Source organism: Longimycelium tulufanense (genome assembly GCF_014645795.1).
Taxonomy (GTDB): domain Bacteria; phylum Actinomycetota; class Actinomycetes; order Mycobacteriales; family Pseudonocardiaceae; genus Longimycelium; species Longimycelium tulufanense.
Genome location: NZ_BMMK01000033.1, coordinates 26,156 through 40,168, shown reverse-complemented (window position 1 = coordinate 40,168; position 14,013 = coordinate 26,156). Strand labels below are relative to the sequence as shown.

At 69.4% G+C, this 14,013-nt stretch carries 14 protein-coding genes; 1 reads left to right on the top strand and 13 read right to left on the bottom strand.

Annotated features, from left to right (window positions below):
* Window positions 1–13: 13 nt before the first annotated feature.
* Together IEY55_RS25385 and IEY55_RS25380 are read right to left on the bottom strand one after the other, a co-directional pair.
* Entirely contained in the window at window positions 14–208 is a 195-nt protein-coding gene (locus IEY55_RS25385; RefSeq protein WP_189061062.1) for a hypothetical protein, read from the bottom strand.
* A 21-nt stretch (window positions 209–229) separates the two neighbouring features.
* The gene (locus tag IEY55_RS25380; RefSeq protein WP_189061061.1) at window positions 230–403 is read right to left on the bottom strand and encodes a hypothetical protein; all 174 of its coding nucleotides are present in this window, start codon (window positions 401–403) and stop codon (window positions 230–232) included.
* 178 nt (window positions 404–581) lie between these two features.
* On the opposite strand from IEY55_RS25380, the gene IEY55_RS25375 reads away from it, so the two are divergent.
* Complete coding sequence (locus IEY55_RS25375; RefSeq protein WP_189061060.1) at window positions 582–1,346, top strand: GntR family transcriptional regulator; 765 nt, start codon at window positions 582–584, stop codon at window positions 1,344–1,346.
* 134 nt (window positions 1,347–1,480) lie between these two features.
* On the opposite strand, the gene IEY55_RS25370 is transcribed toward IEY55_RS25375, so the two are convergent.
* The 11 genes from IEY55_RS25370 to IEY55_RS25320 form a co-directional block, all read right to left on the bottom strand.
* Window positions 1,481–2,785, bottom strand: coding sequence for a citrate synthase (locus IEY55_RS25370; RefSeq protein WP_189061059.1), 1,305 nt, complete (start codon window positions 2,783–2,785; stop codon window positions 1,481–1,483).
* 378 nt (window positions 2,786–3,163) lie between these two features.
* On the bottom strand, window positions 3,164–4,126 hold the full coding sequence (locus IEY55_RS25365) for a carbohydrate kinase family protein (protein WP_189061058.1): 963 nt from the start codon (window positions 4,124–4,126) through the stop codon (window positions 3,164–3,166).
* A gap of 163 nt (window positions 4,127–4,289) precedes the next feature.
* Complete coding sequence (locus IEY55_RS25360) at window positions 4,290–5,510, bottom strand: amidohydrolase (protein WP_189061057.1); 1,221 nt, start codon at window positions 5,508–5,510, stop codon at window positions 4,290–4,292.
* An 11-nt stretch (window positions 5,511–5,521) separates the two neighbouring features.
* On the bottom strand, window positions 5,522–6,454 hold the full coding sequence (locus IEY55_RS25355) for an aldose 1-epimerase family protein (protein WP_189061056.1): 933 nt from the start codon (window positions 6,452–6,454) through the stop codon (window positions 5,522–5,524).
* 421 nt (window positions 6,455–6,875) lie between these two features.
* Window positions 6,876–8,249, bottom strand: a complete 1,374-nt coding sequence (locus IEY55_RS25350; RefSeq protein WP_189061055.1) for an APC family permease — start codon at window positions 8,247–8,249, stop codon at window positions 6,876–6,878.
* Between the two features lie 182 nt (window positions 8,250–8,431).
* Window positions 8,432–8,929 (bottom strand): hypothetical protein, encoded by a 498-nt coding sequence (locus IEY55_RS25345; protein ID WP_189061054.1) that lies wholly within the window; start codon window positions 8,927–8,929, stop codon window positions 8,432–8,434.
* 200 nt (window positions 8,930–9,129) lie between these two features.
* Complete coding sequence (locus tag IEY55_RS25340) at window positions 9,130–10,365, bottom strand: MFS transporter (protein WP_229686752.1); 1,236 nt, start codon at window positions 10,363–10,365, stop codon at window positions 9,130–9,132.
* A 437-nt stretch (window positions 10,366–10,802) separates the two neighbouring features.
* On the bottom strand, window positions 10,803–11,456 hold the full coding sequence (gene pdxH, locus IEY55_RS25335) for a pyridoxamine 5'-phosphate oxidase (RefSeq protein ID WP_189061053.1): 654 nt from the start codon (window positions 11,454–11,456) through the stop codon (window positions 10,803–10,805).
* A 181-nt stretch (window positions 11,457–11,637) separates the two neighbouring features.
* Complete coding sequence (locus tag IEY55_RS25330; protein WP_189061052.1) at window positions 11,638–12,435, bottom strand: urease accessory protein UreD; 798 nt, start codon at window positions 12,433–12,435, stop codon at window positions 11,638–11,640.
* Window positions 12,436–12,545: 110 nt separating this feature from the next.
* Window positions 12,546–13,304, bottom strand: a complete 759-nt coding sequence (gene ureG / locus IEY55_RS25325) for an urease accessory protein UreG (RefSeq protein WP_189061051.1) — start codon at window positions 13,302–13,304, stop codon at window positions 12,546–12,548.
* Window positions 13,294–14,001 carry an urease accessory protein UreF gene (locus IEY55_RS25320; protein WP_189061050.1) on the bottom strand — a complete coding sequence of 236 codons (708 nt, stop codon included), beginning with the start codon at window positions 13,999–14,001 and terminating at the stop codon, window positions 13,294–13,296. The genes ureG and IEY55_RS25320 overlap by 11 nt, the downstream gene beginning before the upstream one ends.
* Between the last annotated feature and the right edge of the window lie 12 nt (window positions 14,002–14,013).

Genomic DNA, 14,013 nt, shown 5'->3' with positions numbered 1-14,013 from the left:
CCCGCCCCTACTCCTAGCCGCGCTCCGCGAACGCTTCCCTGATGGTTTCCGCACTCATGCCGGGACCCGGATCGGCAGCAAGCTGCCGCTCAATGGTCTTCACCACTTTGGCCTTTCGTTCCTTGGGGTCCTCGATGTGAGCGGCGAACCACCAAGCCAGCTCGAGGTCACAAACGCGGCGCACCTTGTGCTTACCCTCGCTGTCCATCTGCCAGATCGTGACCAGCCATCATCCTTCGGGCTTCTCCCACTTGCGCAGAAAGTCCTCGAGGACCAGCCGGGCGTACTCGACTGGCCGACGCCCGACATAGGGACCGTGGTCGTTCACGACCTCGGCAAGGACACGGTCCCTCCCTTCGATCCGGTAGTACTCGATGCGGTGCCAGCTATCCCACCTGCCCAAGGTGGTCTCCTCCTGGTTCTACGACTGACCGGCTGACGCAACCGGGTACTTGCCCGGGGCTAGGGTGCTCCCTAACCTCGATCACGCTCACCACTGGTTAAGACGTCTTAACCAGTGGTAGGCTGTCCCCCGACGTTCGAGGGTGTCAAGCGGCCCTCACACGAAAGTGGAGACCGAGATGATCGACCGCAGTAGCGGCGTTCCCGCCTACCGCCAGGTCGCCGCTGACCTCCGAGAGAAGATCAAGAGCGGCAATCTGTCTCCCGGCACGCAGCTTCCCTCCGAGCGGGAACTGGTGGAGTCCTACGGCGTCTCGCGAGTCACTGTTCGCGATGCCGTCGGGCTACTCCGCAGCGAGGGAGTCGTCACGGTCGAACACGGTCGCGGCGTCTTCGTTCGACCGCCCACTACCGTGCAACGACTCTCACGTAGTCGGCTGTCGCGCGCCGCAAGGGATGCGAACCAGGGCATGTTCCTGGGTGATGCGGCTCAAGGTGGGTTCACGCCGAGTGTCACTGTGCGAATCAGGTTCGAGCCAGCCGATGAAGCAACCGCTCAGAGCCTGGAGATTGAGGACGGCACCGAGGTCACCGTCCGCGACCGAGTAATGCGAGCCGATGGTTTGCCGGTGCAGCTTGCGATCTCTCGACTTCCCCGGGACGTCACTCGTCAAGCGCCCGCTGTTGAACAGGTTGAGACCGGGCAGGGTGGCGCTTACGCGCGACTCGAAGAGGCAGGGTTCAGGCTTGGGCACTTCAATGAGACCGTCACGGCACGGATGCCTACGCCAGACGAAGCATCCCTACTTCAGCTTGCCAGTGGTGTACCTGTCATCGTCGTGACCCGCATTGCGTACACAGTAGACGGTAAGCCAGTAGAGGTAAATGACATGATCCTCTCTGCTGACCGCTACGAGCTCTCCTACGACATTCCTGCGGAGTAAGGGAATCCGCTCACAACGTCAGCCGCGGGCTGTGAGTTCCTCGGCGTAGACACACAACCGCCCCGGGGTGGGGTCGCCGGTGTGGCGACCGCCCCGGGGCGGAGAAGGTCGAGCTCGCGGTGTGGTCGCCGCGTTCAGCGCTCGCTGGCCGGCACGTAGGCACGCTCCGGCTCGCCGGTGTAGACCTGGCGCGGGCGCCCGATCTTGGTGGCCGGGTCCTTCATCATCTCGCGCCAGTGCGCGATCCAGCCCGGCAACCGGCCCAGGGCGAACAGCACGGTGAACATCCGCGTCGGGAATCCCATCGCGCGGTAGATCAGGCCGGTGTAGAAGTCGACGTTCGGGTAGAGCTTGCGCTGCACGAAGTAGTCGTCGGACAGCGCCCGCTCCTCCAGGGCCTTGGCGATGCCGAGCAGTTCGTCGTCACCGCCCAGCTTGCCCAGCACCTCGTCGGCGGTCTTCTTGATGATGGCGGCGCGCGGGTCGTAGTTCTTGTAGACCCGGTGGCCGAAGCCCATCAGCTTGACGCCGTCCTCCTTGTTCTTCACCTTGCGCACGAAGGTGTCGACGTCGCCACCGTTGTGCCGGATGCCGTCCAGCATCTCCAGCACCGCCTGGTTCGCACCGCCGTGCAGCGGGCCGAACAACGCGTTGATCCCGGCCGAGATGCTGGCGAACATGTTGGCCTGCGACGAGCCCACCAGCCGCACGGTCGACGTCGAGCAGTTCTGCTCGTGGTCGGCGTGCAGGATGAACAGCTGGTCGAGCGCCTTGGTCAACACCGGGTCCGGCGAGTACGGCTCGGCCGGGAGCCCGAAGGTCATCCGCAGGAAGTTCTCCACCAGGCCCATCGAGTTGTCCGGGTAGAGGAACGGCTGGCCGACGGACTTCTTGTACGCGTAGGCGGCAATCGTCGGCAGCTTCGCGAGCAACCGGATGGTGGACATCTCCACCTGCCGGTCGTCGAACGGGTTCAGGCTGTCCTGGTAGAAGGTCGACAGCGCGGAGACCGCGGAGGAGAGCACCGGCATCGGGTGCGCGTCGCGCGGGAAACCGTCGAAGAACCGTTTCAGGTCCTCGTGCAGCAGCGTGTGCCGCCGGATCCGATCGGTGAACTCGTCGAGCTCGGTCTGCGTCGGCAGCGTGCCGTAGATGAGCAGGTAGCTGGTCTCGAGGAAGGTCGAGTGCTCGGCCAGCTGCTCGATCGGGTAGCCGCGGTAGCGCAGGATTCCCGCGTCACCGTCGATGTAGGTGATGCCGGAGGAGCAGGACGCGGTGTTGACGAAACCCGGGTCCAGCGTCACCATCCCAATCTTCGCCAGCAGCTTGCCGAGATCGATTCCAGACGCACCCTCGGTCGCGGGCACCACGGTCATCTCGTGCTCGCCGCCGTCGTGGCGCAGCGCGACGGTTCGGTTCGCGGTCGTCGCGTCGGGCATTCAAGTCCCTCTCACGCTCGGACGAGACGATGCTGAAAGCTCGACCGGTAGCGGGTCAGCTTCGACGCCGGCCAGCAGGTCTGTCGAGCGCGCCGGTCGGTCGACCGCACCGCAGCACCGCCCCGTTGGGGTCCTGTCAGTCCCTCACGCTAGTCGGCACGGCACCCCCCGCGCAGCAGCCGCGTTAACCCCCGGGTCGAGGTGGGACGGGTATCACACGCGAACGGGTCCGGCGACTGCGAACTGCATCGAGCCGACCACGGGAACAGCGTGCCCGGGGTCACCCTCGGCGGGTCGCCCGACGGCGCGGGGTGTGACCCACGAACCCGTGGTGGTCCAGACCAGCGTCGGACGTCCGAGGATGTGAAGAATGCTCGACTACCGCCTGTCCCCGGGACAGTACCCCAGGTGACGCAGCTCGGCCGCGTACGGGGGCTCGGCACCGGCCCGCGAGCACGTGACGGCCGCTGCGGCGGCCGCGAAGGACAACGCCTCGCGCCACGCTTCAGCGTCCAGGTCCCGCACCGCATCGACGGACAACGCATCACGCTGGTGCAGCCACGCCAGCAATGCGCCCTGCACGGTGTCCCCGGCGCCAATCGTGTCCACGACAAACACCGGACACGGCGGCACCTCCACCCACTCACCGCGTCCCGTGAGCGCGGTGAGCCCGGCCGAGCCCCGGGTGAGAACCACCGCGGCGGGACCTTCCGCAAGCCACCCGCGCACCGCGGTCATGGGATCCGCACCTTCCGCGAGCCAACGCACGTCATCGTCGGATGCCTTGAGCAGGCCCACATCCGGCAGCCAGGAGCGGAATCGGGCGCGATAAGCGGCGGGATCAGGTACCAGGTCCGCCCGCACGTTCGGGTCGAGCGCAACCAGGCAGCCGGCAGCCGACGCGCGCCGCAACACCGTCTCGTAGGTGGTGGCACCCGGTTCCAGTACCAGTGACAGGGTTCCGAGAGACACGGCACGGACATCCGCCGGTAGTTCACCAGGATCGACGACGAGACGATCTGCGGTTTCCGCAACATGGAACGAGTATCGCGCCGATCCGTCCTCGGCAAGCCCGACAACGGCCAGCGTCGTTGGCTCACCGCCACGTTGCACCAAAACAGTGTCCACTTGGGACACCCGGAGCCGGTCGATCAGCGCATCTCCAAAGGAATCCGTGGAGATGCGGGAAAGGAACCGGACGGGCACCCCAAGGCGACCGAGCGTCACCGCGACATTGAGCGGGCCACCGCCGAGGCGAGGGAGCAGCGGTGCCAGCTCCCCCGGCGCGGCACTTTCCGCCGGTACCAGGTCGACCAGGGCTTCACCACCGACGAGGATCACGTGACTTCTCCTGACTTCGTCCCACGCACCGGATCGAGCCGGTGACCGCGTGGCGACCGCGAGTGGGGCAGCGAGAATAACGCCACCGCGCTCTCCATAACAGGTTCACGGGTGCGGCGCCCACGGCTCGACGGTTCCGACGCCGCACCCGTGTCAGCCCAGTTCAACCGCCGATCGGCTCACTGTAGAACGGGTCGACGACCACGCCCTCGCCGCGTTCCTCGTCGTAGTGGTAGACCTCGCGGCCGTTGACGAAGACCCGCAGTGCTCGGCTCATCACGTCGAGCGGGTCGCCGGACCAGACCACGACATCGGCGTCCAGGCCCGGCCGGAGCACACCGACCCGATCGCCCAGACCCATGATTTCCGCGGGGTTGCGGGTGATGGAGCGCAGCGCGGCGTCGCGGTCCATACCGTCCTTGACCGCGAAAGTGGCCTGGTGCACCAGGAAGTTGATCGGCACCACGGGGTGGTCGGTGGTCAACGCGACCTTCACGCCGGCGCGGTCCAGGATCCCGGGGTTGCGGAAGGTGCGGCCACGCACCTCGACCTTGAGCCGCCCCACGATCAGCGGGCCGCTGATCACCGGGATGGCCTTCCCGGCGATCAGGTCGGCCAGCAGGTGTGCCTCGGTGCCGTGGTTGAGGATCAGCCGGTAGCCGAACTCCTCGGACAGCCGGATGGCGGTGGCGATGTCGTCGGCGCGATGGCTGTGCTGGCACCACGGCAGCTCGCCGTCGAGCACCTGGACCCGGGTCTCCATGGTCTGGTCGCGGTCGAACGGCCTGCCCTCGGACGCGGCCTCCGCGCGCTTGGCCCGGTAGTCCTGGGCCTTGGTCAGCGCGTCCCGGATGATCGCGGTGACGCCGAGCCGGGTGGATGGTGTCTTGTCCTTGTTGCCGTAGACGCGCTTGGGGTTCTCGCCCAGGGCGCTCTTGACGCTGGCCTCGCGGATCAACATCTCGTCGACCGTGCGGCCCCAGCACTTCACGGCGACCGTGCGGCCGCCGATCGGGTTGCCCGAGCCCGGCTTGACGACGACGCTGGTGACCCCGCCGGACAGCGCGTCGACGAAGCCGACGTCGGCGGGGTTGATGGCGTCCAGCGCGCGCAGGCGCGCGCCGTTCGGGTCGGTCATCTCATTGGTGTCGTCGCCGGCCCAGCCCTCGCCCTCCTCCAGGACACCGACGTGGCCGTGTGCCTCGACGAAGCCGGGCAGCACCCACTTCCCCGTGGCATCCACGATGTCGGCGTCGGCCGGGACCTCGACCTCGCCGGTCGGGCCGACGGCCGCGATCCGGCCGTCGCGGAGCAACACGGTGCCCCCGGGAATGGGGTCGCCGTCGACCGGGACGACGTACCCACCGGTGATCGCAGTCAGCATGGTTAGGAAAGCTAACGACTCCCGGTGGTCGGGGGCAATGGCGTCAGCCCCCAGCGGAAGGACCGGGTGACGGTCGGCTCCAGGTGGTGCAGGTCGGTACCGGAGTTGAGGGCGTCCGGCGGGCAGGTCATCGGCTCGATCGCGATCGCCCGGCCGCGGCCGGGGAAGTTCCCGGCGGTGTAGACCTGCACCCAGCCGAACGCCGGCTCGGCCCACAGCTCCACGCCGGAACCGTCGGGGGCCAGTACCGCATGCCGGACCAGGTGCTCGGGGTCCGACGGGGCCGGAGCGCAGCCGCCGAAGGCGGTGTCGAGCTTGACGTCACGCACTGGCTTCGGCGAGCGGAAGTCGTACTCGGTCCCGGCCACCGGCTTCTCCGGGCCGGCGGGAAGCTGGCGGACGTCGACGGGCAGCACCGTGCTGGCCGCCAGGCGCAGGCGGCAGTCATCGGTGGCCACGTGGCCGACGCGGGGGTAGGGGTGGGCGCCGACGCCGACCGGGACGGTCTCGTTTCCCATGTTCGTGACCGTGTGCGTGACGGTGAGCCCGTTGTCGTCGACCGCGTAGCGGATCGTGGCGCGTACCGGGACGGGCCAGCCCGGCTGGACGTTGATCATGGCTGCCAGTTCGACGGAGTCGACGGTGCGATGGATCGGCTGCCAGCACAGGTAGCGGGCCAGGCCGTGGATCGCGTGGTGCCGCAGTGGCTCGGTCAGCGCGAGCTGCTGGGCGTGGCCGGCGAAGGTCCACCGGCCGTCGGCCACCCGGTTCGGCCACGGCACCAGCACGGCGCCGGCCGCGCACGGCGGTGCGATGTCCGCGCCGTAGCTCTCGAGGTAGGGCACGCCGTCCACCTCGAAGAGCCGCAACGCCCCGCCGACCTCGGTGGCCACCGCCCGGACGGTGCCCCGCCGGATCTCGAACTGCTCCCCCGTGACGAGCATCGGCCCAGGGTAGATCGCACCGGCCCGGAGACGGCCAGATCTCGGCCGCGCGATGCCCGGAAGGAGGAATGTCTGGACCTTGTCCGTACGCACTCCCGTCACCCGGACTGGGTCTCGACGCGAGGTGCCTTATTGGGAACGACGACGATGTGTCGCCGTGTTTTCCCTGGGACCTGCGAAAGTGGTTGTCGCCGGCAGAGGGCCACACTGCCCGCACGCCCCGTAGGATTCACCGGGTTCCGAGTAGCACTTCGCCTTGGCCTTCTTCCCTTCGGGGATACCGCCGAGACGCCCGCTGCTCGCGCTCTTCTCCACGTAGATTCCGGCCTCGTGACCGGCGGGCGTAGCAGGCCCGCACCTTGCGCTCCCAGCCGGGGACCTGCGGCGCAGTGGCCACAGCCGGTTCCCGTTCGACGCCTGACTACTTCTCCAGCTTGCTGGCGTTGAAGTCCACCTTGCCCACGAACAGTCGGTTGATTCCCCACAGCACCAGGCCGACCAGCAGCAGGATGCCGGCGATGACGTACTCGCGCGGTGGGCGGCCGGACAGTGGGCTGGCCAAATAGGCGCAGGTGAGCGCGCCGAGCACCGGCACGGCGGTGGGTGCCCGGAAGTGCTTGTGCTTCACCGGTTCCCGCCGCAGCACCAGGACCGCGACGTTGACGATGGTGAAGACGGCCAGCAGCAACAGGGATGTGGTGCCACCGAGCAGCGCCAGGTCGACATTGGTCACCAGAAGGACCGCAATGGCGGTGGTGAAGAGAATCGCCACCCAGGGCGTGCGGCGGAGCGGGTGCACGAGGCCGAACACGCCGGGAATGATCCGCTCGTTGGCCATGCCGTAAACCAGTCGGCTGGCCATGAGCATGTTGATCAGCGCCGAGTTGCTCACCGCGAACAGGCCGATGAACGCGAACAACTGCAGTGGGAAGTGTTCCGCGCCGACCTGCACGACCCGCAGCAACGCACCGCCGCCGGCGGCACTGAGTTCCTCGACCGGCACCAGCAGCGAGGACGTGACGGCCACCAGCAGGTAGATCAGGCCCGCGGACGCCATGCCGAGCAGCATCGACCGCGGGAAGATCCGGGACGGGTTCCTGGTCTCCTCGGCCATGTTGACCGAGTCCTCGAAGCCGACCATCGCGAAGAACGCCAGCGAGGTGGCCGAGGTGATGGCGATCAACACGCTCTGGTCGGCGGTGTTGAACTCCAGCAGCCGGCCCGGCTCGCCCCTGCCCTGCGTCACCGCCCAGACGCCGATTCCGACGACGACCAGCAGGCCGGCCAGCTCCACGCAGGTCAGCACCACGTTGGTCTTCACCGACTCGGCGACCCCGCGGAAGTTGATGAGCGCGAGCAGCACGACGAACGCGACAGCCACCACCCACGCCGGGATGGTGACGAACTGCTGCAGGTAGGTGCCGCTGAACGCGCGCGCTGCCGAGGAAGCCGAGGTGAGGCCGGAGGACATCACGGCGAACGCCACCATGAAGGTCAGGATGTGGATGTGGAAGGCGCGGTTCGTGTAGAGCGCGGCGCCGGCCGCCTTCGGGTACTTGCCGACCAGTTCCAGGTAGCTGAACGCGGTCAGGAACGCGACCACGAACGCCAGCAGGAACGGCAGCCACAGCGCGCCACCGATCTTGCCGGCCACGACTCCCGTCAACGCGTAGATGCCCGTGCCGAGGATGTCCCCGATCACGAAGAACCAGAGCAGCGTCGGACCGATCGCCCGCTTCAGCTCGGGCTGGCCCGCGTGCGGGGTCGGCACCGGTCCCCTCGTCTCGCCCGCCATGGTCCACGAGTGTGCCGCGCGGGGGGCGGGTGCGGACAGTCGACGCCACGATCAGTGCCAACCCGTATTCAGGGGCAGTCGGCGGTCCGGGGTGGTCACGGCCCATGACCGCCGGATGATCCCGTCACCGAGGCTCGGGGCAGGGAGCCGTCACCGACTGTCTACCCGCCCGGCCCGTTTCCTCAGAGCTTGGTGAGGATGTCCCGCAGTAGGGCGGCGAGCTTGTCCTGGGAACCGCCCGGGCCGCTGATCGTGGTCACGCGGGTCTCCTCCGCTCTCCGCACGCCGCTGACGACGATTTCCTGCCCGAGCGCGGACCGATAGCCGAGCGCGTAGCCACCGACGCCATTCACCGGCGACGCCTGCGGGTCACGCGCGTTGTCCCGCACGGCGTCCTCGGGTTCGGCCTCGACGCCGGTGATCAGGGTGACCACGACGACGAACGAGCCCCGACGGTAGGCGCAGCCGTGCACCTTCTTCTCCCCCAGGTCCGTGACCTGCTGTTCCTCCGCCTTGACCCCCGCGGCGCCGAAGGCCGAGGCAACCTGCTGCTCCGACAGCAGCGAGCACGCCGTGAGTGGAGCCGGGAAGGTGGGTTTAACAGCGAGATTGCTCGGTGCCGGTTTCCCACCACCGCATCCGGTAGCGAGCAGGGCGGTGAGCAGGACCGGGACGGACATGTGACGGAACATTGAGACTCCTCGGCGGCAGCAGGGGGCTCCAGCGGCCCCGACCGGTGCTGGCGCCGCTGCCTGCCCACCGCCGGTTTGCCACCACAACGAGGGATCAAGAAACCGGTGACGCCGGTCCCTCCACCTGGACACGTACGAACCGGCCCCGACCGGCACGCACCGGGCGTGAGATCCCGGATGCCGGAGCTTCACCGAGCGGAGTCCGCGCGGTAGCGGAGGAACGATGGCACGGCCACCGCCGCGGCGAGCATGAGTACCACCGTCAGAATTCCGCCGCCCGCGGCGGCCGCGGTCGCCCCGACCACCACGCCGGCCGAGCCGTGCACGACATCGGCCAGTCGCGGCCCACCCGCGACCACGACGTTGAACACGCCCTGCATCCGGCCCCGCATCTCGTCGGTCGCCGCGGCCTGGAGCATCGAGCCCCGGAACACCATGCTGATGAAGTCGGCCGCGCCGCCCACCGCGAGGAAGAACACGGCGATCGGCAGCGTCGGGGACAGGGCGAACCCGACGATCGCCAGGCCCCACACGCACACCGACACGGTCACCGCCAGGCCCTGCCGGCTGATCCGGGACGCCCAACCGGACAGCAGGCCGCAGAGGAGGGCACCGACGGGGATCCCGGCGAAGAGCCAGCCCAACGCGCCGCCACCCGAGTCACCGAAGTTGTGGGCCGCCATCTCCGGGAACAGGGCGCGCGGCATGCCGGCCACCATCGCGATGATGTCGGCGAGATAGGAGACGAGCAGCACCCCCCGTGTTGCCAGGTAGCGGAACCCGTCGACGATGTCGCGGAGTCCGGCGCGGCTCGGCCGCTCACCCAGCGGCGGCAGTGGTGGCAGCCTCCACACCGCCCACAACGTCGCGACCAAGGCCAGGGTGTCGACGAGGTAGAGAGTGGACAGCCCGAGCACGGGCAGCATGACACCGGCCAGCAGAGGCCCCATCACGGCACCGAACTGCATGACGGTCATACCCAGCGCGTTCGCGGATGGCAGCAGCGCCTCGGGAATGAGCCGGGGGATGGACGCGCTGCGCGCCGGCATGTTGACCGCGAACAGTCCCTGTTGTACGGCGAGCAGACCCAGCACGAGCCACACCGACTGGTTGTCAAGTGCGGCCTGCGCCCAGAACAACAGCGAGGTGACGGCGATCCCGGCGTTGGTGACGAGGAGCAGCTTGCGTCGGTCGACGGCATCGGCGATCGCCCCGCCCCACAGCCCGAAGACAACCAACGGAACCAGGCCGAACACGCCGGCGAGGCCGACGTAACCGGAGGAGCTGGTCAGGTCGTAGATCTGCTTCGGGACCGCGACCGTGGTCAGCTGGCTGCCGATCGAGGTGACCACGGTGGAGGCCCAGAGACGCCGGTAGGCGGGGTACCGCAGGGGCCGGGTGTCGATGACCAGCCTGCCGAGCAGGCGCCGGGGCCAGGGCCGGGGGGTCGACGGTACCGGTGATCCTTCGGGCGAACGCTCGTCGACCTGCTCCCCAGACACGATGCTTAGCCTAAGTAACGGCTGCCGGGCGGGCACCGGTGTTATTGCCCACGCGACACGTGCCCGGACGTGATGGGAGGCCGACGTCACACGAGATGAACCGTGGGGCACCGGCCTCCGTCGGAAGCGTCCGGGATCTCGTTGGCGAACGAGTGGCGGGGGACTGTGGCTCAGCGCGAGCTGGGCCACACATCGACGAGTACCTACTCCGCAATCACGTGCTGATCAGACCGAGCAGGCGGTGACGTTCTGGGGTACGAGCGTGCCTTCCCACCGAGCGGCGCCGGGTGTCCGCCCATCGGTCTCCTCGCCCAGGACGTCGATCGGTGCTTCGCCAACGGTGTCGAGTTGTCCGGGGATCAGGGGCCGAGGCGCTCGATCACCCATCCGTCGTGGCTGTCGCGGTACCGCAGCCGGTCGTGCATCCGGTCCGGGCGGCCCTGCCAGAACTCGACCACCTCCGGCCGGATCCGCCAGCCACCCCAGTGCGGCGGCACCGGCACCTTCTCGGCGTCGGCGAACCGCCGCTCGACAGCGGCCAGCGCGGCGTCCAGCGCGTGCCGGTCGGCCACCACGCGGGACTGCGGCGAGGCCCACGCGCCGAGCTGTGAGCCGCGCGGGCGGCTCTCCCAGTACGCGGCCGTCTCCGCGGCGCTCACGCGCTCGACCGGCCCGCGCACGGTGGCCTGCCGCTGCATCGCGATCCACGGGAAGGTCGCCGAGGCGTACCGGGTGGCCTGCAGGTCGTGGCTCTTGGTCGAGGTGAAGTTGGTGAAGAAGACGACTCCGCGCGCGTCGAGGGTCTTGCACAGCACGGTGCGCGAGGAGGGCCGGCCCTCGGGGTCGGCGGTGGCCAGCACCATGGCGTTCGGCTCGGCCAAGCCGGTGCGTACCGCCTCGTCGAGCCATTCCTGGAGCTGTTCGTGCCATGTCGGGGCGAGGGCGGCCTCGTCGAGTGCACCGGCCTCATAGGACACCCGCATCGCCGGCAGCGCGACGTTTCCCTCCGGCATACCTCACTCCCTCCCGGACTTCAGCCGACCCGGGCGCGACCGGAGTTCCCGGGTCGCCGGCCACGGATCGTGTCGACGGACCGTACGGGCTGGTACCGGGTCCCCGGAACCGCCCGAGCGGTGATGGCTCCAGCGTCACACGGGACGAGGGCTGCCTTATCGGTTCAGCGATCGGTTCAGATCATGCGATCCCAGCGACGCGCGTCACCCCATCCGCGGTACCCGCTTCCGCTTTGTCCAATCCCGGGTGCGCCGCGAGGGCGGTGCGCAGCATCCGGTCGGCGGCCACGGTGTCGTCGGCGAGCACGGTGGCGAGCGAGCCGCCCCGGGCCAGCGGTGCCAACGACCACCAGTCGCCGCTGACCGGTTCGGCCGGATCGGCGCCCCACACCAGCAGCTCGGTGGCCAGCACGCGGTGTCCGGCCAGGTGGGCGGGAGTGCTGTCGAGTGTGGGGTCGCCGACATCGAGGCGTTGTCGCAGCAGCGGGTCACCGTCGCGGGTGAGACGGATGTCGCTGCGCAGCCGGCCCGGGCGTTCGCCGCTGCGGCCCAGGACGAGGACCTCGCGGCAGCGGAGGCGGGCGTCACCGGCCAGGTCGGCACACAGTTCCGCGTGGTGGTCGGCACGCGCCGTCACCACGGTCGGTTCCGGCAGGTATTCGAGACGGCCACCGTCGGCGACCTGAAGGTGCAGGGTCATCCGGCTGCCGCCCGGCCGATGGCCGGGCAGGGCGAGCGTGGCCGCCACCCCGTGCAGCCGGAGGTGGGCGCCCGGTCCGACCAGGACGCTCAGTTCCAGGTCGTCCCCACCGAGCGGGGCGGTGGCCGAGCTGACCAGGTGGACCAGCGCGGGGCCGGTGGCGTTGGCGAGCAGGGAGCGGCGCGGCACCAGCGTGAGCGGCGACATGGAGCGCAGCTCGCGCACCACGCTGCGGCCGGCGCTGTCGCGCTCGACCACGAGCCGCGCGGATGCCTTCATCACCAGTTCCGATCGCCTTCAGACCAGGCTCCTCCCCGGCCGAAAGACCGGGGAGGAGCTGGCCGACAACTCCGACGTCGCCCACCGCGTCCCGCCAGCGGGGAGCGACGTCACGTCGTTCCTGTGGTGAGCTGCGTGCCGTTGTTTCCCGCAGCCGTGGTGCCGAGTTGGGCGCGTACCCAGGCCGCCACGTCAGGTGCGTCCGGTGTGCGCACCAAGGACTGCGTGATCACCGGCAGCTCGTGCCGGCGCATCCGGTGCGCGTCGGAAACCATGACCTCCATGTCGGCGCCCACCTGCTCGGCGAGGTCGACCTTGTTGATGAGGAGCAGGTCGGCCGTGGTGACACCGGGGCCTCCCTTGCGCGGCACCTTGTCGCCGCCGGAAACGTCGACCACGAAGATCTGCCGGTCCACCAGGCCGCGGCTGAACGTGGCCGTGAGGTTGTCGCCACCGCTCTCGATGATCACGAGTTCGAGCCCGGCAAAGCGCTGTTCCAGCCGCTCGACCGCGTCCAGGTTGGCGGTGATGTCGTCCCGGATGGCGGTGTGCGGGCAGGCACCGGTCTGCACGGCCTCGATGCGCGCCGGGTCGAGAACACCGGCCCGGCGCAGGAAGTCCGCGTCCTCGGTGGTGTAGATGTCGTTGGTCACGACGGCCAGTTCCAGCTCGTCGCCCAGCGCGCGGCAGAGCGCGGCCACCAGGGCGGTCTTGCCACAGCCGACGGGCCCACCGATGCCGATCCGGAACGCACGACCGATGTCCACCCGGCGGGGGTGGGGGTCCGGTTCCGTTGCGGTGGGGTCGAAGTTGACCGGGTGCCGGTGGCCATGGCCATGCCCGTGGCCGTGCTCGTTCTCAGCTGGCAAAGAGACGCACCTCCTCGCGATGAATGCGGTCGTGGGCCTCGGCGAAGAGGTCCAGTGCCGGCGCGTTCGGCGCCGGTAGTTCCGTTGCTGGCAGCTCGGCCTGTTCGGCCGCTTCCGCGGCGATGCGCTCCATCTCGGGCGACAGCGACACCACGACGGCGTTGACGCCGAACGGGTCGAGCCCGAGCAGGCGGACGGCGGCGCTGGCCGGCCCGCTCACGGACAGGTAAGTGACGGACAGGGCGGCCTGCCGCGGTGTTCCGCCGGCGATCCCGACGAGGGCACCGACGGTGACCGGGTGGTGCGGGCGGGGCGTGACCGCCAGCAGGTCGTCGAGCACCGGGTTGGGCCACGCCGCCCGGCCGGCCCGCGCGGTGCCCCGCCCCTGGGCGCGGGACGCCTCGCGTTGCGCGGGCGAGGGGGTGCGGGCATCCAGCTCGACATCCAGCTCGATCCACGTCTTCCGGTCGGCCCGCTGCCGCGCGGCATGGGTGGCCGCGGCGGCGAAGACGGCGGCCAGCTCACCCGCGGTGCGCAGCCGGCCGTACAGGAAGGAGGCCAGCTGGCGCTCGTCGGTGGCGAGCCCGCGGGCGACCGCCTCCTCCAGCCCACCGGAGTGCACGTGTCCGCCACCGGGGAAGCGGGAGTCGGCCAGCGACAGCACCGCCGCCGCACCCGTCACCTCCAGAACATCCATCGTGGACCCCCC